Below are 23808 nucleotides of genomic sequence, written 5' to 3'. Positions count from 1 at the left end.
CCTCGGGGCGGCTGGATGCGTTGGTAGAATTCGTTATCTCTCATCGCAGTGCGCACTCTTCTTCCATGGCCCGGTCGCTCGAAATACTCAACGAAATCTTCGGCTATCCCGCATTTCGCGGACAACAGGCGGAGATCGTCGAGCATGTCGCGAACGGCGGCGATTCGCTCGTGCTGATGCCGACTGGCGGCGGCAAATCGCTCTGCTATCAGATACCCTCGCTCGTGCGCAGCGAGGCCGGGCTTGGCGCGGGTATCGTGGTGTCGCCGCTCATCGCCTTGATGCAGGATCAGGTCGCCGCGCTGACGGAAGTCGGCGTGCGCGCCGCGTATCTGAACTCGACCTTATCGGGCGCCGAGGCTGCGGCCACCGAGCGCGCGCTGCGCGAGGGCGATATCGACTTGCTCTACGTCGCACCGGAACGCCTGATGACGCCGCGCTTTCTCGAACTGCTCGAGCGCGCGCGCGTCGGCCTGTTCGCGATCGATGAAGCGCACTGCGTGTCGCAGTGGGGGCACGATTTCCGCCCCGAATATATCCAGCTTTCCGTACTGCACGAGCGGTTTCCCGATGTGCCGCGTATCGCGCTCACCGCGACCGCCGACGCGATCACACGCGACGAAATCGTCCACCGGCTCGCGCTGGACGATGCGCGCATCTTCGTTTCCAGTTTCGATCGGCCGAACATTCGCTATCGGATCGTCGAAAAGGACAACGCTCGCTCGCAACTGCTCGATTTCATCCGCGCCGAGCATACGAACAAGGACGGCACGACCGATGCGGGCGTCGTGTATTGCTTGTCGCGCCGCAAGGTCGAGGAAACCGCGGACTGGCTGAAAGGCCAGGGCGTTCGCGCGCTGCCGTACCATGCCGGCATGGAGTTCGAGACACGTCAGAAGCACCAGGAGATGTTCCAGCGCGAGGAAGGCATCGTCATGTGCGCGACGATCGCGTTCGGCATGGGCATCGATAAACCGGACGTGCGCTTTGTCGCGCATCTGGATTTGCCGAAGAGCGTCGAGGGCTACTATCAGGAAACCGGGCGCGCCGGCCGCGACGGCATGCCGGCGAACGCTTGGATGACGTACGGATTGGGCGACGTCGTGCAACAGCGCAAGATGATCGACGAATCCGAAGCCGACGACGCGCACAAGCGCGTGCAGACCGGCAAGCTCGACGCGCTGCTGGGTTTGTGCGAAGCGGCGTCGTGTCGGCGTGTGCGTCTGCTCGCGTATTTTGGCGAGACGAGCAAGCCGTGCGGCAACTGCGATACGTGTCTGGAGCCGCCCGCGTGCTTCGATGCCACGCGCGAAGCGCAGATGGCGCTTTCATGCGTATATCGTGCGCAGAAGGCGAGCGGCTTTCGTTTCGGCGCGGGGCATCTCATCGATATTTTGCGCGGGACTCGCAGTGAGAAAGTCCTGCAGCGCGGGCACGAGAAGATTTCGACCTTCGGCGTCGGGGCTGCGCTCTCCGAGGCCGAGTGGCGAGCCGTGTTCAGGCAACTGGTCGCGTTCGGCTACCTCGCGGTCGATCACGACGGTTTCGGCGCGCTCGTGCTCACCGACGCTAGCAAGCCCGTCCTCAAGGGCGAAGAGAGCGTCACGCTGCGCAAGTATGTAAAGCCGACTCGGTCCCGCCAGTCTTCCAGCCGTACGGGCGAACGCGCGGATCCGACCGCCGGCATGTCGGCGCGCGAAAAGGCTCGTTGGGACCGACTGCGCGCCTGGCGCGCGGAAACGGCGAAGAGCGACGGCGTGCCTGCCTACGTCATCTTTCACGACGCCACGCTTGCCGAAATCGCTCGCTGCGATCCCGATACGGTCGACGATCTGCGCCATATTCCGGGCATCGGCGTACGCAAACTGGAGCGCTTCGGCGACGAACTGCTCGATGTGGCCGGCTCTGACTGACGCCCGGCTCTTTAAAAGCCGTGAAATTGTCGCAACGTATTGACCCGATTGCGATTTTCGGAATATCATGCTTGGTTCTCGTTCTTGGTCCTGCTTCGAATCTGGCTTAGCGCCGGGCGCTGGAAGCGGAAATCATGCGGCGAGAACGTCAAACGCGCGGTTCTTTTCGCTTTGCCCGAGAAAATCGCGCGGATTTTGTTCATTTCTAGGATTAAACAATGCCAACCATCAATCAACTGGTTCGCAAAGGCCGCACGTCGGAAACGACGAAGAGCAAGTCGCCGGCCCTGCAGGACTGCCCTCAGCGTCGTGGCGTGTGCACCCGTGTGTACACCACGACGCCGAAGAAGCCGAACTCGGCACTCCGTAAAGTTGCCAAGGTTCGTCTGACGAACGGCTTCGAAGTCATTTCGTACATCGGCGGTGAAGGCCACAACCTGCAAGAGCACTCGGTCGTGCTGATTCGCGGCGGCCGTGTGAAGGACTTGCCGGGTGTGCGTTACCACATGGTTCGCGGCTCGCTGGATACCCAGGGCGTCAAGGACCGTAAGCAAGCTCGCTCGAAGTACGGTGCGAAGCGCGCGAAGGCTGGCAAGTAAGTCGCCGGTCGAAAGTAAGGAATCAGGTCGCCGCAAGGCGGTTAAGGCGGTGGTGCCGGAGTTGCCGGTGCTGTCGAGTAAGTGGTCACCCGGCCAAGCTGGTTAGTCGAATAGATGGATCGGGTTTGTTGGTGGCCGCGGAGCTGAGAGTCAGCTCCAACTGAAAAAGTAAAGGAAGAATCATGCCGCGTCGTCGCGAAGTCCCCAAGCGGGAAGTGTTGCCGGATCCGAAGTTCGGTAACGTAGATGTAGCCAAGTTCATGAACGTGCTGATGCTCTCCGGCAAGAAGTCGGTTGCCGAGCGTATCGTGTACGGCGCTTTTGAACAGATCCAGACCAAGGGTGGCAAGGACCCGCTGGAAGTGTTCACGGTTGCGCTCAACAACGTGAAGCCGGTGGTCGAAGTGAAGAGCCGTCGCGTTGGTGGTGCCAACTATCAGGTTCCGGTCGAAGTGCGTCCCTCGCGTCGTATGGCATTGGCGATGCGTTGGTTGCGTGAAGCCGCGAAGAAGCGCAGCGAAAAGTCGATGGCCCTGCGCCTGGCAGGTGAACTCTCCGAAGCGGCTGAAGGCCGTGGCGGCGCGATGAAGAAGCGCGACGAAGTTCACCGCATGGCAGAGGCCAACAAGGCATTCTCGCACTTCCGTTTCTAAGCTCCCGCTCGTAGAGCAAACGGAAAAATCAGGGCGGGTGCGCTACTCCAGGCGCCTCGCCCGTTTGTGTTAGGGCGCGCTCGCACTCGCTGGCGCGTCGACCGAAAAAGGATCCAAAGTGGCTCGCAAGACACCTATCGAGCGCTACCGCAATATCGGTATCAGCGCTCACATCGACGCCGGCAAAACGACGACGACCGAGCGCATCCTGTTCTACACGGGCGTGAACCACAAGATCGGTGAAGTTCACGACGGCGCAGCAACGATGGACTGGATGGAGCAGGAGCAGGAGCGCGGCATCACCATCACGTCGGCTGCTACCACGGCCTTCTGGAAGGGCATGGGCGGCAACTATCCCGAGCACCGCATCAACATCATCGACACCCCGGGGCACGTCGACTTCACGATCGAAGTGGAGCGCTCGATGCGCGTCCTCGACGGCGCGTGCATGGTCTACTGCGCGGTGGGCGGCGTGCAGCCGCAGTCGGAAACCGTGTGGCGTCAGGCTAACAAGTACAAGGTTCCCCGTCTCGCGTTCGTCAACAAGATGGACCGTACCGGCGCGAACTTCTTCAAGGTCTACGACCAGCTCAAGACGCGTCTGAAGGCGAACCCGGTTCCCGTCGTGGTGCCGATCGGCGCTGAAGACACGTTCACGGGCGTGGTCGACCTGATCAAGATGAAGGCGATCATTTGGGACGAAGCGTCGCAAGGCACGAAGTTCGACTACGTCGATATCCCGGCTGAACTCGTCGACACGTGCAACGAGTGGCGCGAGAAGATGATCGAGTCGGCGGCCGAAGCTACCGAAGAGCTGATGGAAAAGTACCTCGGCGGCGAAGAGCTGACCGAAGCGGAAATCGTCAAGGCGATCCGCGACCGGACCATTGCGTGCGAAATTCAGCCGATGCTGTGCGGCACCGCGTTCAAGAACAAGGGCGTGCAGCGCATGCTGGACGCCGTGATCGACTTCCTGCCGTCGCCGATCGACATTCCGCCGGTTACGGGCGAACTCGAAAGCGGCGAGAAGGGCGAGCGCCGTGCATCCGACGACGAGAAGTTCTCGTCGCTGGCGTTCAAGATCATGACGGACCCGTTCGTCGGCCAGTTGATCTTCTTCCGCGTGTACTCGGGCGTCGTGAATTCGGGTGACACTGTGCTGAACGCGACCAAGGACAAGAAGGAACGTCTCGGCCGTATTCTGCAGATGCACGCGAACCAGCGCGAAGAAATCAAGGAAGTGCGCGCGGGCGACATCGCGGCGGCAGTCGGTCTGAAAGAAGCGACCACCGGCGACACGCTGTGCGATCCGCAGCACCCGATCGTGCTCGAACGCATGATTTTCCCGGAGCCGGTGATTTCGCAGGCAGTTGAGCCGAAGACGAAGCCTGACCAGGAAAAGATGGGTCTGGCGCTGAACCGTCTGGCACAGGAAGATCCGTCGTTCCGCGTTCAAACGGACGAAGAGTCGGGCCAAACCATTATTTCGGGCATGGGCGAGCTCCACCTGGAAATTCTGGTTGACCGTATGCGTCGCGAATTCGGCGTGGAAGCGACTGTCGGCAAGCCGCAGGTTGCTTACCGCGAGACGATCCGCAGCAAGGCGGAAGACGTCGACGGCAAGTTCGTCAAGCAGTCGGGTGGTCGCGGCCAGTACGGTCACGCGGTCATCACGCTCGAGCCGAACGAGCAGGGTAAGGGCTACGAGTTCCTGGACGAGATCAAGGGCGGCGTGATTCCGCGCGAATACATCCCGGCCGTGGACAAGGGTATCCAGGAAACGCTGAAGTCCGGCGTGCTGGCTGGCTTCCCGGTGGTCGACGTGAAGGTTCACCTGACGTTCGGTTCGTACCACGACGTGGACTCGAACGAAAACGCGTTCCGCATGGCCGGCTCGATGGCCTTCAAGGAAGCAATGCGCAAGGCAAGCCCGGTCATCCTCGAACCGATGATGGCTGTGGAAGTCGAAACGCCGGAAGACTACATGGGCAACGTGATGGGCGACCTGTCGGGCCGTCGCGGTATCGTCCAGGGCATGGAAGACATGATTGGCGGCGGCAAGATCGTTCGCGCCGAAGTGCCGCTGTCGGAAATGTTCGGCTACTCGACGTCGCTGCGCTCGCTGACGCAAGGCCGTGCCACGTACACGATGGAGTTCAAGCACTACTCCGAAGCTCCGCGTAACGTCGCCGAAGCGATCATCAACGCCAAGGGTAAGTAATACCCGCAAGTCATTCGGCGCAAGCCACAAGCTTTAACCGATAACCAAACTTTGAACGAAGGTAATCATGGCAAAAGGTAAATTCGAGCGGACCAAGCCGCACGTGAACGTGGGCACGATCGGTCACGTTGACCACGGCAAGACCACGCTGACGGCAGCGATCACGACGGTTCTCACGCAGAAGTTCGGCGGCGAAGCCAAGGCGTACGACCAGATCGACGCGGCGCCGGAAGAAAAGGCGCGTGGTATCACCATCAACACCGCGCACGTCGAGTACGAAACGGCTAACCGCCACTACGCACACGTCGACTGCCCGGGCCACGCTGACTATGTGAAGAACATGATCACGGGCGCCGCGCAGATGGACGGCGCGATCCTGGTGTGCTCGGCCGCTGACGGCCCGATGCCGCAAACGCGTGAGCACATCCTGCTGGCCCGTCAGGTTGGCGTGCCGTACATCATCGTGTTCCTGAACAAGTGCGACATGGTGGACGACGCCGAACTGCTCGAGCTCGTCGAAATGGAAGTGCGTGAGCTTCTGTCGAAGTACGACTTCCCGGGCGACGACACCCCGATCATCAAGGGTTCGGCCAAGCTGGCGCTGGAAGGCGACAAGGGTGAGCTGGGCGAAGTGGCGATCATGAGCCTGGCCGACGCGCTGGATTCGTACATCCCGACGCCGGAGCGCGCAATTGATGGTTCGTTCCTGATGCCGGTGGAAGACGTGTTCTCGATCTCGGGTCGTGGCACGGTGGTGACGGGCCGTATCGAGCGTGGCGTGGTCAAGGTCGGCGAGGAAATCGAAATCATCGGTATCAAGCCGACGGTGAAGACGACCTGCACGGGCGTGGAAATGTTCCGTAAGCTGCTGGACCAAGGTCAGGCGGGCGACAACGTCGGTATCCTGCTGCGCGGCACGAAGCGTGAAGACGTGGAGCGTGGTCAGGTTCTGGCCAAGCCGGGTTCGATCACGCCGCACACGCACTTCACGGCTGAGGTGTATGTGCTGAGCAAGGACGAAGGCGGCCGTCACACGCCGTTCTTCAACAACTACCGTCCGCAGTTCTACTTCCGTACGACGGACGTGACGGGCTCGATCGAGCTGCCGAAGGACAAGGAAATGGTGATGCCGGGCGACAACGTGTCGATCACGGTCAAGCTGATCGCGCCGATCGCCATGGAAGAAGGTCTGCGTTTCGCCATCCGTGAAGGCGGTCGTACCGTCGGCGCTGGTGTCGTGGCGAAGATTATCGAGTAAGATATCGGGCTTGCTCGATTGAAGTTGCAGTAACGCAGTAAAGACCGGGACCGGGTGCTCGCCCTCAGCGGGCGCCCGGTCCCACGCTCTTTTGCCCAATGTGCGGTGCAATACCGCCTCGCTCTTTTCAAGGAATCGTCATGCAGAACCAGAAAATCCGTATTCGTCTGAAGGCTTTCGACTATCGCCTGATCGATCAATCGGCAGCCGAGATCGTCGATACGGCGAAGCGGACTGGCGCGATCGTCCGTGGCCCGGTGCCGCTGCCGACGCGTATTCAGCGTTTTGACATCCTGCGTTCGCCGCACGTCAACAAGACGTCGCGCGACCAGCTCGAAATCCGTACGCACCAACGCCTGATGGACATCGTCGATCCGACGGACAAGACCGTCGACGCGCTGATGAAGCTCGATCTGCCAGCTGGCGTCGACGTCGAAATCAAGCTGCAGTAAGTCCCAAAAGCTTCTCTGATGCGCCCGAAGGTGCGTCAGAGGCCGCTAAGTCTTTGATTGCTTGCGGGATTCGAAAAGCCTTGTTATACTCCAAGGCTTTTCGCGCCTATTCGCACGAAAAAGACGGAAGAAAGCCGACCCAGTTTCCCGTAACGAAGCCGGCATTTGTAAATCAGCCCCGACCAATCGCAGTTGGGAATGGAGAAAACGATGAGCCTTGGACTCGTAGGTCGCAAGGTTGGCATGACCCGTATCTTCACGCCTGAAGGGGATTCGATCCCCGTCACCGTGCTGGACGTGTCGGACAACCGCGTGACGCAGATCAAGACCGTTGAAACGGATGGTTATACCGCCGTTCAGGTTGCATTCGGTGCTCGCCGCGCATCGCGCGTGACGAAGCCGCTGGCGGGTCACCTCGCCAAAGCCGGCGTTCAAGCTGGCGAAATCCTCAAGGAATTCCATATCGATACGGCCAAGGCAGGTGAACTGTCGAACGGCGCAGTGATCGGTACGGATATCTTCGAAGTCGGCCAGAAGGTTGATGTGCAAGGCACGTCGATCGGTAAGGGTTATGCCGGCACGATCAAGCGCTACAACTTCGCCTCGGGTCGGGCAACGCACGGTAACTCGCGTTCGCACAACGTTCCGGGTTCGATCGGTATGGCGCAGGATCCGGGTCGCGTGTTTCCGGGCAAGCGCATGACGGGTCACCTCGGTGACGACACCGTCACGGTTCAAAATCTCGAAATCGCCCGCATCGACGCTGAGCGCAGTCTGCTGCTCGTTCGCGGTGCTGTTCCGGGTGCGAAGGGCGGCAAGGTCTTCGTGACCCCGGCCGTCAAGACGCGTGCTGTGAAAGGAGCGAAATAATGGAACTTAAGCTCCTGAATGCCAATGGTCAGGAAGGCGCTGGCGTGAACGCATCGGACGTCGTGTTCGGTCGCGATTACAACGAAGCCCTGATTCACCAGATCGTCGTCGCTTATCAGGCGAACGCACGTAGCGGCAACCGCGCGCAGAAGGATCGCGAGCAGGTCAAGCACACCACCAAGAAGCCGTGGCGTCAGAAGGGTACGGGCCGCGCTCGTGCCGGTATGTCGTCGAGCCCGTTGTGGCGTGGCGGTGGTCGCATCTTCCCGAACTCGCCGGAAGAAAACTTCTCGCACAAGGTCAACAAGAAGATGCATCGCGCAGGTCTCTGCTCGATCTTCTCGCAGCTGGCTCGCGAAGGCCGTATTGCCGTGGTCGAAGACCTCGCGCTCGAAGCCCCGAAGACCAAGCTGTTGGCCGAAAAATTCAAGGCGATGGGTCTCGAATCCGTATTGGTTATCACCGATACGGTCGACGAGAACCTGTACCTCGCGTCGCGCAACCTGGCCCATGTGGCCGTTGTCGAGCCGCGTTACGCCGACCCGCTCTCGCTGATCTACTTCAAGAAGATTCTGATCACGAAGGCTGCGGTCGCTCAGATCGAGGAGTTGCTGTCATGAGCGAAATTCGCAAAAACGATCATCGTTTGATGCAAGTTCTGCTCGCGCCGGTGATCTCCGAAAAGGCGACGCTGGTTGCCGACAAGAACGAGCAAGTCGTGTTCGAAGTCGCACCGGACGCCACGAAGCAGGAAGTGAAGGCTGCTGTCGAGCTGCTGTTCAAGGTCGAAGTCAATTCCGTCAACGTGCTCGTCACGAAGGGCAAAGCCAAGCGCTTTGGCCGCTTCAACGGCAAGCGCAAGGACGTGAAGAAGGCGTACGTCTGCCTGAAGCCCGGCCAGGAAATCAACTTTGAAGCGGAGGCCAAGTAATCATGGCAATCGTGAAAGTTAAGCCGACCTCGCCGGGTCGCCGCGCGATGGTCAAGATCGTCAACAAGGATCTGCACAAGGGCAAGCCGCACGCAGCGCTGCTCGACTCGCAATCCAAGTCGGCGGGCCGTAACAACAACGGCCGTATCACCACGCGTCACCAGGGCGGTGGTCACAAGCAGCACTATCGTATCGTCGATTTCCGTCGCAACAAGGACGGCATTCCGGCAAAGGTCGAGCGTCTCGAGTACGACCCGAACCGTAGCGCGAACATCGCGCTGGTTCTGTACGCAGACGGCGAGCGCCGCTACATCATCGCGCCGAAGGGCGTGACGGTTGGTACGCCGCTGATGTCGGGTTCGGAAGCGCCGATCAAGGCAGGTAACACGCTGCCGATCCGCAATATTCCGGTCGGTACGACGATCCACTGCGTCGAAATGCTGCCGGGCAAGGGCGCGCAGATCGCGCGTTCGGCTGGTACGTCCGCAATGCTGCTGGCTCGCGAAGGCGTCTACGCTCAGGTGCGTTTGCGCTCCGGCGAAATCCGCCGCGTGCACGTCGAGTGCCGCGCGACGATCGGCGAAGTGGGCAACGAAGAGCATAGCCTGCGCCAAATCGGCAAGGCCGGCGCAAACCGCTGGCGCGGTATCCGTCCGACGGTGCGCGGCGTTGCAATGAACCCGGTCGATCACCCGCACGGCGGTGGTGAAGGCAAGACGGCTGCAGGTCGCGATCCGGTGAGCCCGTGGGGCACGCCGACGAAGGGCTACCGCACCCGCAGCACCAAGCGCACGACGAGCATGATCGTCCAGCGCCGTCACAAGCGTTAAGGAGTAGGCAATGACACGTTCTGCTAAAAAAGGTCCGTTCTGCGACGCTCATTTGCTGAAGAAAGTTGAGTCGGCAGCAGCTACGCGCGACAAGAAGCCGATCAAGACCTGGTCGCGTCGCTCGACGATTCTGCCGGATTTCATCGGCCTGACGATCGCTGTTCACAACGGCCGTCAGCACGTTCCGGTGTACGTCACGGAAAACATGGTCGGCCACAAGCTTGGCGAGTTCGCACTGACCCGTACGTTCAAGGGTCACGCGGCCGACAAGAAGGCCAAGAAATAAGGGGCTATCAAGATGGAAGTGAAAGCAATTCATCGCGGTGCCCGCATCTCGGCGCAGAAGACGCGCCTTGTGGCTGACCAGATTCGTGGTTTGCCGGTCGACAAGGCGCTGAACGTTCTGACGTTCTCGCCGAAGAAGGCGGCGGGTATCGTCAAGAAGGTCGTGCTGTCTGCGATCGCGAATGCGGAACACAACGAAGGCGCCGATATCGACGAGCTCAAGATCACGAGCATCTATATCGATAAGGCTGCTTCGCTGAAGCGTTTTACCGCACGCGCAAAGGGTCGCGGTAACCGCATCGAGAAGCAATCCTGTCACATCACTGTGACGGTCGGGAATTAAGGAGCCATACGATGGGACAGAAAATTCATCCGACTGGCTTCCGTTTGGCCGTCAGCCGCAATTGGGCTTCGCGCTGGTATGCGAACAACAACAATTTCGCGGCGATGTTGCAGGAAGACATCGGTGTTCGTGAATACCTGAAGAAGAAGCTGAAGAACGCTTCGGTTGGTCGCGTCGTCATCGAGCGTCCGGCCAAGAACGCGCGCATCACGATTTACAGCTCGCGTCCTGGCGTTGTCATCGGCAAGAAGGGCGAAGACATCGAACTGCTGAAGGCCGAGCTGCAAAAGCGCATGGGCGTTCCGGTTCACGTCAACATCGAAGAAATCCGCAAGCCGGAAACCGATGCTCAGCTGATCGCTGACTCCATCACGCAGCAGCTCGAGCGCCGGATCATGTTCCGTCGCGCGATGAAGCGCGCGATGCAGAACGCGATGCGTCTTGGCGCCCAAGGCATCAAGATCATGAGCGCGGGCCGTCTGAACGGTATCGAAATCGCTCGTACCGAGTGGTATCGCGAAGGTCGCGTGCCCCTCCATACGCTGCGCGCCGATATCGACTACGCAACGTCCGAAGCGAAGACCACGTACGGCATCATCGGCGTGAAGGTGTGGGTCTACAAGGGCGACACCCTGGGCCGCAACGAAGCGCCGGTCGTGGAAGAAGTGGCGGAAGAAAAGCGTCCGCGCCGCAACGCACGTCCGGGTGGCGATCGCCGCCCGCGCCGTGACGGTGAAGGTGCTCCGGCTGGCGCGCGTCGTGGTGCACCCCGTCGCGCTGGCGGTGACGCGAAGACTGGAGAATAACGATGCTGCAACCGAAACGCAGAAAGTATCGCAAAGAGCAGAAAGGTCGTAACACCGGCAAGGCGACGCGCGGCAACGCGGTGTCGTTCGGTGAGTACGGTCTGAAGGCCATCGGTCGCGGCCGTTTGACCGCGCGCCAGATCGAAGCGGCACGTCGTGCAATGACGCGTCACATCAAGCGTGGCGGCCGGATCTGGATCCGTATCTTCCCGGACAAGCCGATTTCGCAAAAGCCGGCCGAAGTGCGTATGGGTAACGGTAAGGGTAACCCGGAGTACTACGTCGCTGAAATTCAACCGGGCAAGATGCTGTACGAAATGGACGGTGTCTCCGAAGAACTGGCGCGCGAAGCGTTCCGTCTGGCTGCAGCCAAGCTGCCGCTCAAGACGAACTTCGTCGTGCGTCAGCTCGGCGCCTAAGGAGTAAATGATGAAGGCATCTGAACTTCACCAGAAAGACCAGGCCGCGCTCAACAAAGAGCTGACGGACCTGCTGAAGGCGCAATTCGGCCTGCGTATGCAACTCGCGACCCAGCAGCTCACGAACACGAGCCAGCTGAAGAAGGTTCGTCGCGACATCGCACGTGTGCGCACCGTCCTGACTGAGAAGGCGAACCAGAAATGAACGATAGCGTAAAAACCTCGCTCAAGCGGACGCTGGTCGGCAAGGTCGTCAGCAACAAGATGGACAAGACGGTCACCGTTCTGGTCGAGCACCGCGTGAAGCATCCGATCTACGGCAAGTACGTCGTGCGTTCGAAGAAGTACCACGCGCATGACGACGCGAACACGTACAACGAAGGCGATCTCGTCGAAATCCAGGAAACCCGTCCGATTTCGAAGACGAAGGCCTGGGTTGTGTCGAAGCTGGTTGAAGCGGCTCGCGTGATCTGAAGCAGTAGTAGTAGCACCGCGATGCAGTAGTAAGTGGTGTCGCAGTAAGTTTCGCTTGCAAGACCGAGATTATTTGTTATAATCTCGGTCTTCCCTCTTTGTGGGAGCCCCGTCGCGGGCGAAACTGGTGGGGGAAGCCGGTTCAGGCGCCAGCCTGAGTCGACAGATTCACCGGATTGCGATGGCGGGTTTCGTCTGCCCTCGCTGCCTGTTCTAACCCAAGCAGCCAGTTGGCTGACGGGACCAAGACTGACCGGCTGTGCCATGGTGGTGCGACCGGATTAAGTTGGGAAAGATAAACCATGATCCAGACCGAAACTCGGCTTGAAGTGGCCGACAACACGGGTGCGCGTGAAGTCATGTGCATCAAGGTGCTCGGCGGTTCGAAGCGTCGTTACGCTAGCATTGGCGACATCATCAAGGTGACCGTCAAGGAAGCGACGCCGCGCGGACGCGTGAAAAAGGGCGAAATTTACAACGCTGTGGTCGTTCGTACGGCCAAGGGCGTGCGTCGCCAGGATGGCTCGCTCATCAAGTTCGACGGCAATGCCGCCGTTCTGTTGAATACGAAGCTCGAGCCGATCGGCACGCGTATTTTCGGGCCGGTGACGCGTGAACTGCGTAGCGAACGATTCATGAAGATCGTTTCGCTCGCGCCGGAAGTGCTGTAAGGAGTCGCGATGAACAAGATTCGCAAGGGTGACGAAGTCATCGTCATTACCGGCAAGGACAAGGGCAAGCGCGGTACCGTGCTGGCCGTTGCGGAAGACCGTGTCACGGTCGAGGGCATCAACCTCGTCAAGAAGCACGTGAAGCCGAACCCGATGAAGGGTACGACGGGCGGTGTGGAAGCCAAAACGATGCCGCTGCATATTTCGAACGTCGCATTGGTCGACGCGAATGGCAAGGCATCGCGTGTGGGCATCAAGGTCGAAGACGACAAGAAGGTTCGCTTCTTGAAGTCGACCGGCGCCACGCTCAACGCCTGACGCGGAGTTAAAAAATGGCTCGTCTGCAAGAGATTTACAAAGAAAACGTTGTGCCGCAACTCGTCGAAAAGTTCGGCTACAAGTCCATCATGGAAGTGCCGCGCATCACCAAGATCACCCTGAACATGGGACTTGGCGAAGCCGTCGCCGACAAGAAGATCATCGAGAACGCCGTGGGCGACCTGACGAAGATCGCTGGCCAGAAGCCGGTTATCACGAAGGCGCGCAAGGCAATCGCAGGCTTCAAGATTCGTCAGGGCTACCCGATCGGCGCGATGGTCACGCTGCGCGGCCAAGCGATGTACGAATTCCTCGACCGTTTCGTGACGGTTGCGCTCCCGCGTGTGCGTGACTTCCGTGGCGTGTCGGGCCGTGCATTCGACGGTCGTGGCAACTACAACATCGGTGTGAAAGAGCAGATCATTTTCCCCGAAATCGACTACGACAAGATCGACGCGCTGCGTGGGCTGAACATCAGCATCACGACTACCGCGAAGACTGACGATGAAGCAAAGGCGCTGCTCGCCGGCTTCAAGTTCCCGTTCAGAAACTGAGGTTACCGTGGCTAAACTGGCACTGATCGAACGTGAAAAGAAGCGCGCGCGCCTGGCAGCCAAGTACGCTCCGAAGCGTGCTGAGCTGAAGGCTGTGATCGATGACGCAAGCAAGTCGGACGAAGAGCGTTACTTCGCGCGTCTGGCGCTGCAACAACTGCCGCGTAACTCGAACCCCACTCGCAAGCGTAACCGCTGCGCGATCACGGGTCGTCCGCGTGGCACGTTCCGTAAGTTCGGACTCGCACGCGGCAAGATTCGTGAAATCGCTTTCCGCGGCGAAATCCCTGGCCTGACCAAGGCGAGCTGGTAATAGGAGAAACATAAATGAGCATGAGTGATCCTATCGCCGATATGCTGACTCGCATCCGCAATGCGCAGATGGTCGAGAAGGTTTCGGTGACTATGCCCTCGTCGAAAGTCAAGGTTGCGATTGCGCAGGTTTTGAAGGACGAAGGTTATATCGACGATTTCGCGGTGAAGGCTGAAGGCGCGAAGATCGAATTGAACATCGCGTTGAAGTACTACGCTGGCCGTCCGGTGATCGAGCGCCTCGAGCGCGTCTCGAAGCCTGGTCTGCGCGTGTACCGCGGTCGCAACGACATTCCGCAGGTGATGAACGGCCTGGGCGTTGCCATCGTATCGACGCCGAAGGGTGTGATGACCGACCGCAAGGCGCGCCAGAACGGCGTCGGCGGCGAAGTCATCTGCTACGTCGCTTAACGCCTAAGGAGAAGAAACATGTCTCGAGTAGGTAAAAGCCCGATCGCGCTGCCGCAAGGCGCGGAAGTGGCCATCAAGGGCGACGTCATCACCGTTAAGGGCCCGCTCGGCACGATCTCGCAACCGGCTAACAAGCTGGTGAACGTGACGAACGACAATGGCACGCTGAAGCTCGCTCCGGCCAATGAAAGCCGCGAAGCAAACGCGATGTCCGGCACGATGCGCGCCCTGGTGGCGAACATGGTGCAGGGCGTTACCAAGGGTTTCGAGCGCAAGCTGACGCTGGTTGGCGTCGGTTATCGTGCGCAAGCGCAAGGCGACAAGCTGAACCTGTCGCTGGGTTTCTCGCACCCCGTCGTGCACCAGATGCCGGAAGGCGTCAAGGCTGAAACTCCGTCGCAGACCGAAATCGTGATCAAGGGGATCGACAAGCAGAAAGTCGGACAGACCGCAGCAGAAGTGCGCGGCTATCGTCCGCCGGAGCCCTACAAGGGCAAGGGCGTGCGTTATTCCGACGAGGTCGTGATCCTCAAAGAAACGAAGAAGAAGTAAGGGTGCGCAATCATGGATAAGACTCAATCTCGCCTGCGCCGCGCTCGTCAGACGCGTGTCAAGATCGCTGAGCTGCAGGTTCCGCGTCTGGCCGTGCATCGCACGAATACGCATATCTACGCGCAAGTGTTCTCGGCGTGCGGTACGAAAGTCGTGGCAAGCGCCTCGACGCTCGAAGCTGAAGTGCGCGCTGAACTCGCCGACAAGTCGGGCAAGGGCGGCAACGTCAACGCTGCGACCCTGATCGGCAAGCGTATCGCCGAAAAGGCCAAGGCTGCCGGCATCGAATCCGTCGCCTTTGACCGCTCGGGTTTCCGCTACCACGGCCGCGTGAAGGCGCTGGCTGATGCGGCGCGTGAAGCCGGGCTCAAGTTCTAAGGGAAGAATTCGTCATGGCAAAGATGCAAGCGAAAGTTCAGGCTGACGAACGCGACGACGGCCTGCGCGAAAAGATGATTTCGGTCAACCGCGTGACCAAGGTCGTGAAGGGTGGCCGCATTCTGGGCTTCGCCGCACTGACCGTGGTCGGCGACGGTGACGGCCGGATCGGCATGGGCAAGGGCAAGGCCAAGGAAGTTCCGGTTGCTGTTCAAAAGGCAATGGAACAGGCCCGCCGCAATATGTTCAAGGTGCCCCTGAAGAACGGCACGCTGCAACACGAAGTGCATGGTAAGCATGGCGCATCGGCGGTCCTCCTCGCTCCGGCGAAGGACGGTACCGGCGTGATCGCTGGCGGCCCGATGCGCGCAGTGTTCGACGTGATGGGCGTGCAAAACGTTGTGGCCAAGAGCCACGGTTCGACGAACCCGTACAACCTCGTTCGCGCAACGCTGGACGGTCTGCGCAAGCAGTCGACCCCGGCCGACATCGCGGCGAAGCGTGGTAAGTCCGTCGAAGACATTCTGGGCTAAGGTGGTCACCATGTCTGAAAAAACTGTCAAGGTTCAGCTCGTCAAGAGCCTGATCGGGACCCGCGAAACGCACCGCGCAACGGTGCGTGGCCTCGGCCTGCGTCGCCTCAACTCGGTCTCCGAGTTGCAGGACACGCCGGCAGTGCGCGGGATGATCAACAAGGTCTCGTACCTGGTTAAGGTCATCGGCTAAACGGCTGACCCTAGGATCCAAGGAGTTGAACATGGAATTGAATAACCTGAAGCCGGCGGAAGGCGCGAAGCACGCTAAGCGTCGCGTCGGTCGCGGTATCGGTTCGGGCCTCGGCAAGACCGCTGGTCGCGGCCACAAGGGTCAGAAATCGCGTTCGGGCGGCTTTCACAAGGTCGGCTTCGAAGGCGGTCAGATGCCTCTGCAGCGTCGTCTGCCGAAGCGTGGCTTCACCTCGCTGACGAAGGAATTCGTCGGTGAAGTGCGCCTCTCCGATCTGGAAAAGCTGCCGGTCGACGAAATCGATCTGTTGGCGCTGAAGCAAGCGGGTCTGGTCGGCGAGCTCATCAAGAGCGCGAAGATCATCAAGACCGGCGAGATCACGCGCAAGGTCACGGTGAAGGGTCTGACGGCAACGAAGGGCGCCCGTGAGGCAATCGAAGCCGCTGGCGGCTCGTTCGCCGAGTAACGCGCTTTCGCCGTTACTAGCACTAGCATCGGAGAAGGTACTTGGCTAACAGCCCGAGTCTCGCAAAAACCGGTCGAAGCGCGGCGAAATTCGGCGATCTGCGCCGGCGTGCAGTGTTTCTGCTGCTGGCGCTGATCGTCTACCGCATTGGTGCGCATATTCCGGTACCCGGCATCGATCCGGATCAACTGGCCAAGCTGTTCCAAAGCCAGTCGGGCGGCATCCTTGGCATGTTCAACATGTTCTCGGGTGGCGCGCTGTCACGGTTCACGATCTTTGCGCTGGGCATCATGCCCTACATTTCGGCGTCGATCATCATGCAGTTGCTGTCGATCGTGTCGCCGCAAATGGAGGCGTTGAAGAAGGAAGGGCAGGCGGGACAACGGAAGATCACGCAGTACACGCGTATCTTCACGGTGGTTCTGGCGACCTTCCAGGCGTTTGGTATCGCGGTCGCGCTGGAAAATCAGCCGGCTCTGGTTCTGGACCCCGGCATGGTGTTCCGGCTGACGACGGTCGTCACGCTGGTGACGGGCACGATGTTCCTGATGTGGCTCGGTGAGCAGATCACGGAGCGCGGTCTCGGCAACGGCATCTCGATCATCATCTTCGGTGGTATCGCGGCGGGCTTCCCGAACGCAATCGGTGGTCTGTTCGAGCTGGTTCGCACCGGTTCGATGAGCATCATCTCGGCGATCATCATCGTAGTGCTGATCGCGGCGGTCACGTATCTGGTCGTGTTCATCGAACGCGGACAGCGCAAGATCCTCGTGAATTACGCGAAGCGCCAGGTCGGTAACAAGATTTACGGCGGACAGTCGTCCCATCTGCCGCTGAAGTTGAACATGTCGGGTGTGATTCCGCCGATCTTCGCGTCGTCGATCATTCTCTTCCCGGCAACCATCCTGAACTGGTTCAGTTCGGGTACGCGTACCAACTGGTTCGCAAACGCGTTGCACAACGTGGCTGAGGCGATCAAGCCCGGTCAACCTGTGTACGTGCTGCTGTATGCGTTGGCGATCGTTTTCTTCTGCTTCTTCTACACCGCACTGGTGTTCAACAGCCGGGAAACCGCCGACAACTTGAAGAAGAGCGGTGCATTCGTTCCGGGTATCCGTCCGGGCGATCAGACTGCACGATATATCGACCGCATCCTCACGCGTCTGACGCTGGCTGGTGCGATCTACATCGTATTCGTGTGCCTGCTGCCTGAGTTTCTGGTGTTGCGCTGGAACGTGCCGTTTTATTTTGGTGGAACGTCGCTGCTGATCATTGTCGTCGTCACGATGGACTTCATGGCTCAGGTGCAGTCGTACGTTATGTCGCAACAATATGAATCGCTGCTCAAGAAGGCCAACTTCAAGGGTAGCAACGTCCCGATGCGTTAATTAGGACTATGGCCAAAGACGATGTTATCCAGATGCAGGGTGAGGTCATCGAAAACCTCCCCAACGCTACTTTCCGGGTGAAATTGGAAAATGGCCATGTCGTCCTGGGGCATATTTCCGGAAAGATGCGGATGCACTACATCCGCATCCTACCGGGCGACAAGGTTACGGTTGAATTGACGCCTTACGATCTGTCTCGTGCACGGATCGTGTTCCGGGCGAAGTGATTTGAAAAAAGGGTAATATCATGAAAGTGATGGCATCGGTTAAGCGCATTTGCCGCAATTGCAAGATCATCAAGCGCAAGGGCGTTGTGCGCGTGATTTGCAGCTCTGATCCGCGCCACAAACAGCGTCAAGGCTGAACGCCGCGCTTTTGCTTGCGCTTTTTGTTTGAGGAAAAACAATGGCTCGTATCGCAGGGGTTAACATCCCGAATCACCAGCATACCGAGATCGGCCTGACGGCAATCTTCGGCATCGGTCGCACGCGTTCCCGCGGCATCTGCTCGGCAGCTGGTGTGGAATTTTCGAAGAAGGTCAAGGACCTTACCGACGCAGACCTCGAAAAGCTGCGTGACGAAGTAGGCAAGTTCATCGTCGAAGGCGACCTGCGCCGTGAAGTGACGATGAACATCAAGCGCCTGATGGACTTGGGTTGCTACCGCGGCATGCGCCATCGCAAGGGTCTGCCCCTGCGTGGCCAGCGTACGCGCACGAATGCCCGTACGCGCAAGGGTCCGCGTCGTGCAGCGCAATCGCTGAAGAAGTAAGCGGAACTGACAGTTACAGGAAAACGTAATGGCTAAGGCTTCGAACAACTCCGCGGCGCAACGCGTTCGCAAGAAGGTCAAGAAGAACGTCGCCGAGGGCGTGGTTCACGTTCACGCGTCGTTCAACAACACCATTATCACGATCACCGACCGTCAAGGTAACGCGCTGGCATGGGCGACCTCGGGCGGTCAGGGCTTCAAGGGTTCGCGTAAATCGACGCCCTTCGCAGCTCAGGTCGCAGCCGAATCGGCTGGCCGCGTGGCAATGGAGTACGGCGTGAAGAACCTCGAAGTGCGGATCAAGGGCCCCGGTCCTGGCCGTGAATCGGCGGTGCGCGCGCTGCATGGTCTTGGCATCAAGATCACCGCGATCTCCGACGTGACGCCGGTCCCGCACAATGGCTGCCGTCCGCCGAAGCGCCGTCGTATCTGATACGTCGACGCAACCGCATGTTTCCTGTCGATGCGCGAGTATCGGCGGGTTTCGTGCGTTGTGAAGTTTTACTAAGCCCACCGTTCGGCCCAAAGGGTTCGGACTAGCGCAGACGAGAGTTTGCGTGATCAATATTTAAGGATGCAAAGTGGCACGCTATACCGGTCCCAAAGCAAAGCTGTCCCGCCGTGAAGGCACCGATCTGTTCCTGAAGAGCGCACGCCGCTCGCTCGCCGACAAGTGCAAGCTCGACAGCAAGCCCGGCCAACATGGCCGCATCTCGGGCGCGCGTACGTCCGACTACGGTACCCAGTTGCGCGAAAAGCAGAAAGTGAAGCGTATCTACGGTGTGCTGGAGCGTCAGTTCCGCCGCTACTTCGCTGAAGCCGACCGCCGCAAGGGCCCGACGGGCGAAAACCTGCTGCAGTTGCTCGAGTCGCGTCTCGACAACGTCGTCTATCGCATGGGCTTCGGCTCGACGCGCGCCGAAGCGCGTCAGCTCGTGAGCCACAAGTCGATCATGGTGAACGGCCAGGTTGCGAACATCCCGTCGCTGCAAGTGAAGTCGGGTGACGTCGTGTCCGTGCGCGAGCAGTCGCGCAAGCAGGCTCGTATCGTCGAAGCGCTCTCGCTGGCGCAGCAAGGCGGCATGCCGAGCTGGGTGTCCGTCGACGAGAAGAAGTTCGAAGGCACGTTCAAGTCGATGCCTGAGCGTAGCGACATCGCCGGCGACATCAACGAAAGCCTGATCGTCGAACTGTATTCGCGTTAATCGCGGCGGTAACGGATGGACAGCCGGGGAGCCTGATTGCTCGTGGCAAAGGGTGGCCTCGGCTGTTTATTTTCAGGTTGTCACCGGTCAGCCTTATCGGTGTAACGAGCCGAGGGTATTGAAAAGGAAAACCTATGCAAACCAGTTTGTTGAAGCCCAAGATCATTGCAGTTGAATCGCTTGGTGAAAACCACGCGAAAGTGGTTATGGAGCCGTTCGAACGCGGCTATGGCCACACCTTGGGTAACGCGCTCCGGCGCGTGCTGCTGTCGTCGATGATCGGCTATGCGCCGACCGAAGTGACGATCGCGGGCGTCGTGCACGAATACTCGACGCTCGATGGTGTGCAAGAGGATGTGGTCAACCTGCTGTTGAACCTGAAGGGTGTCGTTTTCAAGCTGCACAACCGCGATGAAGTCACGGTGACGCTGCGCAAGGAAGGCGAAGGTGTTGTCACGGCCGGCGATATCGAACTCGCGCATGACTGCGAGGTCATCAATCCCGGACACGTGGTCGCGCATCTGTCGAAGGGCGGCAAGCTCGACGTTCAGATCAAGATCGAAAAGGGCCGCGGCTATGTGCCGGGCAACGTGCGTCGCTATGGCGAAGAGTCGGCCAAGATCATCGGCCGGATCGTGCTGGACGCGTCGTTCTCGCCGGTTCGCCGCGTGAGCTACGCAGTGGAAAGCGCGCGTGTCGAACAGCGTACCGACCTCGACAAGCTCGTGATGAACATCGAGACCAACGGCGTGATCTCGCCGGAAGAAGCGATTCGCCAGTCGGCTCGCATCCTGGTCGATCAACTGTCGGTGTTCGCAGCGCTCGAAGGCACGGAAGCGGCAGCGGAAGCGCCGTCGCGCGCGCCGCAGATCGATCCGATCCTGCTGCGTCCGGTGGATGACCTCGAACTCACGGTTCGTTCCGCGAACTGTCTGAAGGCCGAGAACATCTACTACATCGGCGACCTGATCCAGCGCACGGAAAACGAGTTGCTGAAGACGCCGAATCTGGGCCGCAAGTCGCTGAATGAAATCAAGGAAGTGTTGGCATCGCGTGGTCTGACGCTCGGTATGAAGCTCGAAAACTGGCCGCCGGCTGGTCTCGACAAGTAATAGCGAAGGTCGATCGCGTTACTGGCAAAGACGCGGATTTTCCTTTAAAATCCGCGTCTTGCTTTTTCTCTGACCGGCCCGTGCACCCGAACTAGGGCGCAATAGAAGAGCTGGATCAAAACTCGTTCAAGGAACTGAAAATGCGTCACAAGCATGGTTTGCGGAAACTGAACCGCACGAGCAGCCACCGTCTGGCAATGCTCCGCAATATGTCGAATTCGCTGATCGAGCACGAAGTCATCAAGACGACGCTGCCGAAGGCCAAGGAACTGCGCAAGGTCGTCGAGCCCCTCATCACGCTGGGCAAGAAGCCGTCGCTCGCAAACCGTCGTCTGGCGTTCAACCGCCTGCGCGATCGTGACTCCGTGGCGAAGCTGTTCGACGTCCTCGGCCCGCGCTACGAGAACCGTCCGGGTGGCTACCTGAGCATCCTGAAGTTCGGTTTCCGCGTCGGCGACAACGCACCGATGGCGCTGGTCCAGTTGATGGATCGTCCGGACGTTGAAGAAGCGGAAGACGTGCAAGAAGCGGAATAAATTCCGGTTCGAGTCGTTAGTAAAAAGGCCAAGCTCAGCTTGGCCTTTTTGTATTGGGCCTGCGGCTTTTCAGCGCGCCCGTCTGTAAAGATGCGTGACCGCCGCCGATGCTACGATATGCAATTAGCCTGTCGCGTCTTCCGGAGTTTCCCGAGTGAACGTCCCCGTCGTTTTGATGCTCTCCACGCTGCCCGACGCCGCAGCAGCCGATGCGCTCGCGCAAGCAGCGCTCGAAGCGCGTCTCGCCGCGTGTGTGACGAACGTCGGCGCGGTGTCGTCGCGGTATCACTGGAAGGGTGCGCTGGAGTCGTCACAGGAAGTGCAGTTGCTGTTCAAGACGAGTGTCGTGCGTAGCGAGGAATTGCAGCGCTTCGTCGAAACTCGGCATCCGTATGAAACGCCCGAAATCCTCGTCTGGCAGGTAGATGCCTCGCCCGGCTACGGTCAGTGGGTCAACGCAGAAACGCAGCGTCCTCTTCATGTTTGAGCTTTCTCGTTTTTTCACGCGTCGCTTCTTCGGCGCGTTTCTGTTCCTGGCGGCGTTCGCGCTGTTGTCGGGTGTCGCGCGCGCAGCCGACGACTTCCTCGATCCCGACGTCGCGTTCAAATTCAGCGCATCCGAAAATCCCGGCGAAGTGGTCGTGCGCTACAAGATCGCGGACGGCTACTACATGTACCGCGAGCGCTTTGCATTTGCCGTGAAGAGTGGCGATGCCACCATCGGCGCCGCGCAACTGCCGGCGGGCAAAGTCCACTTCGATCAGACATTCAACAAGGATGTCGAGACCTACCGCGGTGTATTGCTCATCCACATTCCCGTGGCGCAGGCAAAAGGTCCGTTCGAACTCGCGGTGACATCGCAAGGATGCGCGGATCAGGGCATCTGTTATCCGCCGATGGAGAAGACCTACCGCGTCAAGGGCGACGCCCTGCAACCGGCGGGCGCTGCGCCATCTGCCTCTGCGAAAGAGCCCGCCAGTTCATGGTTCGAGCGCGCGACGAGCGCCGACTACGCGCAATCGATGCTCGAAGGCGGCGGGTTCTTCGCCGTCGTCGGACTGTATTTTCTCGCTGGCATGGTCCTGAGCCTGTTGCCGTGCTCGTACCCGATGATCCCGATCCTGTCCGCGATCATCGTCGGGGAAGGGGCGCGCGTGACGCGCTCGCGTGGATTTGCGTTGTCGGTTTCGTATGTGATCGGCATGGCGCTCGTTTACACCGTGCTCGGTATCACGGCCGCGCTGATCGGACAAAGCCTCGGCGCGTGGCTGCAGAATCCGTGGGTGCTCGGCGCGTTCGGCGTGCTGCTCGCGGCATTTGCCGTCGCGCTGATTTCGGGCGTCGATATCGCGTTGCCCGAACGCTGGCAGAGCGGTGTGAACGAGGCGTCGCAGAAACGCAGCGGCGGAAAGTTTGCTGCGGTTGCCGCGATGGGCGCGCTCTCCGCGCTCGTCGTCGGTGCGTGCATGACCGCGCCGCTTTTCGCGGTGCTCGCGTTCATCGCGCATACCGGGAACGCGGTGCTCGGTGGCGCCGCGCTGTTCGCGATGGGCATCGGCCTCGGCGTGCCGCTCCTGATCATCGGCTTGGGCGCGGGCTCGATCCTGCCTCGCGCAGGCGTCTGGATGGACGGCGTGAAGGTGTTCTTCGGCGTCGTGCTGCTCGCAGCCGCGCTGTGGATCGTGTGGCCGGTGATCGGCGGCGTCGCGCAGATGCTGTTCGGCGCGTTGTGGCTGTTGATCGCGGCGGCATCGCTCGGACTGTTCTCGTCGGGCGCGGCTCAGCCGCTCGGCATCTGGAAGCGACTCGGACGCGGGCTCGGCGCGGCGTTCGCGATCTGGGCGGCGACGCTGCTAGTAGGACTGGCCGCGGGTTCGACGGATCCGCTGCGTCCACTCGCCTTGCTTGCGTCGCGGGGTGAGTCGTCCGCTTCCGCGAGTCCGCAAGCGCCGGGACCGACGTTCGCACCCGTGCGTTCATCGGCGGAACTGGACTCGGCTGTGAAGGCCGCCGCGCGTCCCGCGATGCTCGACTTCTACGCCGACTGGTGCGTCTCCTGCAAGGAAATGGAGAAGCTGACTTTCTCCGACGCCCGCGTACAGGCGCGTCTCGCGCAACTGAATCTTCTCCGCGCGGACGTGACCGCCAACAACGCCGACGATCAGGCGCTTCTCAAGCGCTTCAAACTGTTCGGTCCGCCGGGCATCATCTTTTTCGATGCAGCGGGCAACGAGGTTGCGCGCGTCGTCGGATATGAATCGGCGGACAGATTCCTGAAGAGCCTCGACAAGGTCGGACCTTCGAACGGATAAGAAAAAGGGCGATGCCGTGTGAAGGCATCGCCCTGTTTGCAT

General features: G+C 60.0%; 36 protein-coding genes. All 36 read left to right on the top strand.

The features are described 5' to 3' along the window. Positions 1-65: 65 nt before the first annotated feature. The 36 genes from recQ to dsbD all read left to right on the top strand — a co-directional run bounded on the left by recQ (position 66) and on the right by dsbD (position 23766). Positions 66-1913: a DNA helicase RecQ gene (gene recQ / locus AWB80_RS34430; RefSeq protein ID WP_061179123.1), complete on the top strand. Its 1848-nt coding sequence runs from the start codon at positions 66-68 to the stop codon at positions 1911-1913. 218 nt (positions 1914-2131) lie between these two features. Beyond that, complete coding sequence (gene rpsL, locus AWB80_RS34425; protein WP_006053290.1) at positions 2132-2512, top strand: 30S ribosomal protein S12; 381 nt, start codon at positions 2132-2134, stop codon at positions 2510-2512. Positions 2513-2694: 182 nt separating this feature from the next. Continuing rightward, positions 2695-3165: a 30S ribosomal protein S7 gene (gene rpsG, locus AWB80_RS34420; RefSeq protein WP_006053291.1), complete on the top strand. Its 471-nt coding sequence runs from the start codon at positions 2695-2697 to the stop codon at positions 3163-3165. A 118-nt stretch (positions 3166-3283) separates the two neighbouring features. After that, entirely contained in the window at positions 3284-5386 is a 2103-nt protein-coding gene (gene fusA, locus AWB80_RS34415; protein WP_061179122.1) for an elongation factor G, read from the top strand. Between the two features lie 67 nt (positions 5387-5453). Then, positions 5454-6644 carry an elongation factor Tu gene (tuf, locus tag AWB80_RS34410; RefSeq protein WP_061179121.1) on the top strand — a complete coding sequence of 397 codons (1191 nt, stop codon included), beginning with the start codon at positions 5454-5456 and terminating at the stop codon, positions 6642-6644. Positions 6645-6784: 140 nt separating this feature from the next. Beyond that, a complete protein-coding gene (gene rpsJ, locus AWB80_RS34405; RefSeq protein WP_006998489.1) occupies positions 6785-7096 on the top strand; it encodes a 30S ribosomal protein S10 in 312 nt (103 codons plus the stop codon). A 210-nt stretch (positions 7097-7306) separates the two neighbouring features. Further along, on the top strand, positions 7307-7966 hold the full coding sequence (gene rplC / locus AWB80_RS34400; protein ID WP_061179133.1) for a 50S ribosomal protein L3: 660 nt from the start codon (positions 7307-7309) through the stop codon (positions 7964-7966). Beyond that, the gene (gene rplD, locus AWB80_RS34395; RefSeq protein WP_061179120.1) at positions 7966-8586 is read left to right on the top strand and encodes a 50S ribosomal protein L4; all 621 of its coding nucleotides are present in this window, start codon (positions 7966-7968) and stop codon (positions 8584-8586) included. Before rplC ends, rplD begins: the two co-directional genes overlap by 1 nt. Then, positions 8583-8897, top strand: coding sequence for a 50S ribosomal protein L23 (gene rplW, locus AWB80_RS34390; RefSeq protein WP_008343846.1), 315 nt, complete (start codon positions 8583-8585; stop codon positions 8895-8897). The genes rplD and rplW overlap by 4 nt, the downstream gene beginning before the upstream one ends. A gap of 2 nt (positions 8898-8899) precedes the next feature. Beyond that, the gene (rplB, locus tag AWB80_RS34385) at positions 8900-9727 is read left to right on the top strand and encodes a 50S ribosomal protein L2 (protein WP_061179119.1); all 828 of its coding nucleotides are present in this window, start codon (positions 8900-8902) and stop codon (positions 9725-9727) included. A gap of 10 nt (positions 9728-9737) precedes the next feature. Beyond that, complete coding sequence (gene rpsS / locus AWB80_RS34380) at positions 9738-10013, top strand: 30S ribosomal protein S19 (protein WP_035506764.1); 276 nt, start codon at positions 9738-9740, stop codon at positions 10011-10013. 12 nt (positions 10014-10025) lie between these two features. After that, the gene (rplV, locus tag AWB80_RS34375; protein WP_011490054.1) at positions 10026-10355 is read left to right on the top strand and encodes a 50S ribosomal protein L22; all 330 of its coding nucleotides are present in this window, start codon (positions 10026-10028) and stop codon (positions 10353-10355) included. 11 nt (positions 10356-10366) lie between these two features. Beyond that, complete coding sequence (gene rpsC, locus AWB80_RS34370; protein WP_016346475.1) at positions 10367-11161, top strand: 30S ribosomal protein S3; 795 nt, start codon at positions 10367-10369, stop codon at positions 11159-11161. 2 nt (positions 11162-11163) lie between these two features. Beyond that, positions 11164-11580, top strand: a complete 417-nt coding sequence (rplP, locus tag AWB80_RS34365; RefSeq protein ID WP_008343852.1) for a 50S ribosomal protein L16 — start codon at positions 11164-11166, stop codon at positions 11578-11580. Positions 11581-11590: 10 nt separating this feature from the next. Next, a complete protein-coding gene (rpmC, locus tag AWB80_RS34360; protein ID WP_035933103.1) occupies positions 11591-11785 on the top strand; it encodes a 50S ribosomal protein L29 in 195 nt (64 codons plus the stop codon). Next, a complete protein-coding gene (rpsQ, locus tag AWB80_RS34355; RefSeq protein ID WP_008343854.1) occupies positions 11782-12054 on the top strand; it encodes a 30S ribosomal protein S17 in 273 nt (90 codons plus the stop codon). Before rpmC ends, rpsQ begins: the two co-directional genes overlap by 4 nt. A gap of 302 nt (positions 12055-12356) precedes the next feature. Next, positions 12357-12725: a 50S ribosomal protein L14 gene (gene rplN, locus AWB80_RS34350; protein ID WP_006998478.1), complete on the top strand. Its 369-nt coding sequence runs from the start codon at positions 12357-12359 to the stop codon at positions 12723-12725. Positions 12726-12734: 9 nt separating this feature from the next. Further along, positions 12735-13043: a 50S ribosomal protein L24 gene (gene rplX / locus AWB80_RS34345; protein ID WP_061179118.1), complete on the top strand. Its 309-nt coding sequence runs from the start codon at positions 12735-12737 to the stop codon at positions 13041-13043. A gap of 14 nt (positions 13044-13057) precedes the next feature. Next, positions 13058-13597, top strand: a complete 540-nt coding sequence (rplE, locus tag AWB80_RS34340) for a 50S ribosomal protein L5 (protein ID WP_061179117.1) — start codon at positions 13058-13060, stop codon at positions 13595-13597. Between the two features lie 7 nt (positions 13598-13604). Beyond that, positions 13605-13910: a 30S ribosomal protein S14 gene (gene rpsN, locus AWB80_RS34335; RefSeq protein ID WP_016346471.1), complete on the top strand. Its 306-nt coding sequence runs from the start codon at positions 13605-13607 to the stop codon at positions 13908-13910. Between the two features lie 14 nt (positions 13911-13924). Beyond that, a complete protein-coding gene (gene rpsH, locus AWB80_RS34330) occupies positions 13925-14320 on the top strand; it encodes a 30S ribosomal protein S8 (protein ID WP_035506756.1) in 396 nt (131 codons plus the stop codon). A gap of 18 nt (positions 14321-14338) precedes the next feature. Beyond that, positions 14339-14872, top strand: a complete 534-nt coding sequence (gene rplF / locus AWB80_RS34325) for a 50S ribosomal protein L6 (protein ID WP_061179116.1) — start codon at positions 14339-14341, stop codon at positions 14870-14872. A gap of 12 nt (positions 14873-14884) precedes the next feature. Next, on the top strand, positions 14885-15250 hold the full coding sequence (gene rplR / locus AWB80_RS34320; RefSeq protein WP_061179115.1) for a 50S ribosomal protein L18: 366 nt from the start codon (positions 14885-14887) through the stop codon (positions 15248-15250). A 14-nt stretch (positions 15251-15264) separates the two neighbouring features. Then, entirely contained in the window at positions 15265-15783 is a 519-nt protein-coding gene (rpsE, locus tag AWB80_RS34315; RefSeq protein WP_008343875.1) for a 30S ribosomal protein S5, read from the top strand. A 10-nt stretch (positions 15784-15793) separates the two neighbouring features. Continuing rightward, positions 15794-15976, top strand: coding sequence for a 50S ribosomal protein L30 (gene rpmD / locus AWB80_RS34310; protein WP_010106952.1), 183 nt, complete (start codon positions 15794-15796; stop codon positions 15974-15976). A gap of 31 nt (positions 15977-16007) precedes the next feature. Then, complete coding sequence (gene rplO / locus AWB80_RS34305) at positions 16008-16442, top strand: 50S ribosomal protein L15 (protein ID WP_035506750.1); 435 nt, start codon at positions 16008-16010, stop codon at positions 16440-16442. A 41-nt stretch (positions 16443-16483) separates the two neighbouring features. Next, a complete protein-coding gene (gene secY / locus AWB80_RS34300; protein ID WP_061179114.1) occupies positions 16484-17830 on the top strand; it encodes a preprotein translocase subunit SecY in 1347 nt (448 codons plus the stop codon). Positions 17831-17838: 8 nt separating this feature from the next. Next, the gene (gene infA / locus AWB80_RS34295) at positions 17839-18057 is read left to right on the top strand and encodes a translation initiation factor IF-1 (RefSeq protein ID WP_004521905.1); all 219 of its coding nucleotides are present in this window, start codon (positions 17839-17841) and stop codon (positions 18055-18057) included. 20 nt (positions 18058-18077) lie between these two features. Next, the gene (gene rpmJ / locus AWB80_RS34290; protein WP_004199844.1) at positions 18078-18194 is read left to right on the top strand and encodes a 50S ribosomal protein L36; all 117 of its coding nucleotides are present in this window, start codon (positions 18078-18080) and stop codon (positions 18192-18194) included. A gap of 41 nt (positions 18195-18235) precedes the next feature. Then, a complete protein-coding gene (gene rpsM, locus AWB80_RS34285) occupies positions 18236-18601 on the top strand; it encodes a 30S ribosomal protein S13 (protein WP_061179113.1) in 366 nt (121 codons plus the stop codon). A 28-nt stretch (positions 18602-18629) separates the two neighbouring features. After that, entirely contained in the window at positions 18630-19034 is a 405-nt protein-coding gene (gene rpsK / locus AWB80_RS34280; RefSeq protein ID WP_006052224.1) for a 30S ribosomal protein S11, read from the top strand. A 148-nt stretch (positions 19035-19182) separates the two neighbouring features. Beyond that, positions 19183-19806 (top strand): 30S ribosomal protein S4, encoded by a 624-nt coding sequence (rpsD, locus tag AWB80_RS34275; protein ID WP_061179112.1) that lies wholly within the window; start codon positions 19183-19185, stop codon positions 19804-19806. 134 nt (positions 19807-19940) lie between these two features. Next, positions 19941-20918 carry a DNA-directed RNA polymerase subunit alpha gene (locus AWB80_RS34270; RefSeq protein WP_061179111.1) on the top strand — a complete coding sequence of 326 codons (978 nt, stop codon included), beginning with the start codon at positions 19941-19943 and terminating at the stop codon, positions 20916-20918. A gap of 140 nt (positions 20919-21058) precedes the next feature. Further along, positions 21059-21454 carry a 50S ribosomal protein L17 gene (rplQ, locus tag AWB80_RS34265; protein WP_061179110.1) on the top strand — a complete coding sequence of 132 codons (396 nt, stop codon included), beginning with the start codon at positions 21059-21061 and terminating at the stop codon, positions 21452-21454. 154 nt (positions 21455-21608) lie between these two features. After that, entirely contained in the window at positions 21609-21941 is a 333-nt protein-coding gene (cutA, locus tag AWB80_RS34260; RefSeq protein WP_061179109.1) for a divalent-cation tolerance protein CutA, read from the top strand. Beyond that, positions 21934-23766, top strand: a complete 1833-nt coding sequence (dsbD, locus tag AWB80_RS34255; protein ID WP_061179108.1) for a protein-disulfide reductase DsbD — start codon at positions 21934-21936, stop codon at positions 23764-23766. The genes cutA and dsbD overlap by 8 nt, the downstream gene beginning before the upstream one ends. Positions 23767-23808: the final 42 nt, after the last annotated feature.

Origin of the sequence: Caballeronia pedi (assembly GCF_001544915.2) — a bacterium.
In the GTDB taxonomy this organism is placed as follows: Bacteria; Pseudomonadota; Gammaproteobacteria; order Burkholderiales; family Burkholderiaceae; genus Caballeronia; species Caballeronia pedi.
Note: the sequence above shows the minus strand (reverse complement) of the source record. Positions and strands in the feature narration are given on the sequence as shown.

Excerpts from the sequence above, each read along its gene's own strand:
- recQ (WP_061179123.1), top strand. The coding sequence starts at position 66 with ATGGCCCGGTCGCTCGAAATACTCAACGAAATCTTCGGCTATCCCGCA.
- rpsL (WP_006053290.1), top strand. The coding sequence starts at position 2,132 with ATGCCAACCATCAATCAACTGGTTCGCAAAGGCCGCACGTCGGAAACG.
- rpsG (WP_006053291.1), top strand. The coding sequence starts at position 2,695 with ATGCCGCGTCGTCGCGAAGTCCCCAAGCGGGAAGTGTTGCCGGATCCG.
- tuf (WP_061179121.1), top strand. The coding sequence starts at position 5,454 with ATGGCAAAAGGTAAATTCGAGCGGACCAAGCCGCACGTGAACGTGGGC.
- rpsJ (WP_006998489.1), top strand. The coding sequence starts at position 6,785 with ATGCAGAACCAGAAAATCCGTATTCGTCTGAAGGCTTTCGACTATCGC.
- rplC (WP_061179133.1), top strand. The coding sequence starts at position 7,307 with ATGAGCCTTGGACTCGTAGGTCGCAAGGTTGGCATGACCCGTATCTTC.
- rplD (WP_061179120.1), top strand. The coding sequence starts at position 7,966 with ATGGAACTTAAGCTCCTGAATGCCAATGGTCAGGAAGGCGCTGGCGTG.
- rplW (WP_008343846.1), top strand. The coding sequence starts at position 8,583 with ATGAGCGAAATTCGCAAAAACGATCATCGTTTGATGCAAGTTCTGCTC.
- rplB (WP_061179119.1), top strand. The coding sequence starts at position 8,900 with ATGGCAATCGTGAAAGTTAAGCCGACCTCGCCGGGTCGCCGCGCGATG.
- rpsS (WP_035506764.1), top strand. The coding sequence starts at position 9,738 with ATGACACGTTCTGCTAAAAAAGGTCCGTTCTGCGACGCTCATTTGCTG.
- rplV (WP_011490054.1), top strand. The coding sequence starts at position 10,026 with ATGGAAGTGAAAGCAATTCATCGCGGTGCCCGCATCTCGGCGCAGAAG.
- rpsC (WP_016346475.1), top strand. The coding sequence starts at position 10,367 with ATGGGACAGAAAATTCATCCGACTGGCTTCCGTTTGGCCGTCAGCCGC.
- rplP (WP_008343852.1), top strand. The coding sequence starts at position 11,164 with ATGCTGCAACCGAAACGCAGAAAGTATCGCAAAGAGCAGAAAGGTCGT.
- rpmC (WP_035933103.1), top strand. The coding sequence starts at position 11,591 with ATGAAGGCATCTGAACTTCACCAGAAAGACCAGGCCGCGCTCAACAAA.
- rpsQ (WP_008343854.1), top strand. The coding sequence starts at position 11,782 with ATGAACGATAGCGTAAAAACCTCGCTCAAGCGGACGCTGGTCGGCAAG.
- rplN (WP_006998478.1), top strand. The coding sequence starts at position 12,357 with ATGATCCAGACCGAAACTCGGCTTGAAGTGGCCGACAACACGGGTGCG.
- rplX (WP_061179118.1), top strand. The coding sequence starts at position 12,735 with ATGAACAAGATTCGCAAGGGTGACGAAGTCATCGTCATTACCGGCAAG.
- rplE (WP_061179117.1), top strand. The coding sequence starts at position 13,058 with ATGGCTCGTCTGCAAGAGATTTACAAAGAAAACGTTGTGCCGCAACTC.
- rpsH (WP_035506756.1), top strand. The coding sequence starts at position 13,925 with ATGAGCATGAGTGATCCTATCGCCGATATGCTGACTCGCATCCGCAAT.
- rplF (WP_061179116.1), top strand. The coding sequence starts at position 14,339 with ATGTCTCGAGTAGGTAAAAGCCCGATCGCGCTGCCGCAAGGCGCGGAA.
- rplR (WP_061179115.1), top strand. The coding sequence starts at position 14,885 with ATGGATAAGACTCAATCTCGCCTGCGCCGCGCTCGTCAGACGCGTGTC.
- rpsE (WP_008343875.1), top strand. The coding sequence starts at position 15,265 with ATGGCAAAGATGCAAGCGAAAGTTCAGGCTGACGAACGCGACGACGGC.
- rpmD (WP_010106952.1), top strand. The coding sequence starts at position 15,794 with ATGTCTGAAAAAACTGTCAAGGTTCAGCTCGTCAAGAGCCTGATCGGG.
- rplO (WP_035506750.1), top strand. The coding sequence starts at position 16,008 with ATGGAATTGAATAACCTGAAGCCGGCGGAAGGCGCGAAGCACGCTAAG.
- infA (WP_004521905.1), top strand. The coding sequence starts at position 17,839 with ATGGCCAAAGACGATGTTATCCAGATGCAGGGTGAGGTCATCGAAAAC.
- rpmJ (WP_004199844.1), top strand. The coding sequence starts at position 18,078 with ATGAAAGTGATGGCATCGGTTAAGCGCATTTGCCGCAATTGCAAGATC.
- rpsM (WP_061179113.1), top strand. The coding sequence starts at position 18,236 with ATGGCTCGTATCGCAGGGGTTAACATCCCGAATCACCAGCATACCGAG.
- rpsK (WP_006052224.1), top strand. The coding sequence starts at position 18,630 with ATGGCTAAGGCTTCGAACAACTCCGCGGCGCAACGCGTTCGCAAGAAG.
- AWB80_RS34270 (WP_061179111.1), top strand. The coding sequence starts at position 19,941 with ATGCAAACCAGTTTGTTGAAGCCCAAGATCATTGCAGTTGAATCGCTT.
- rplQ (WP_061179110.1), top strand. The coding sequence starts at position 21,059 with ATGCGTCACAAGCATGGTTTGCGGAAACTGAACCGCACGAGCAGCCAC.
- dsbD (WP_061179108.1), top strand. The coding sequence starts at position 21,934 with ATGTTTGAGCTTTCTCGTTTTTTCACGCGTCGCTTCTTCGGCGCGTTT.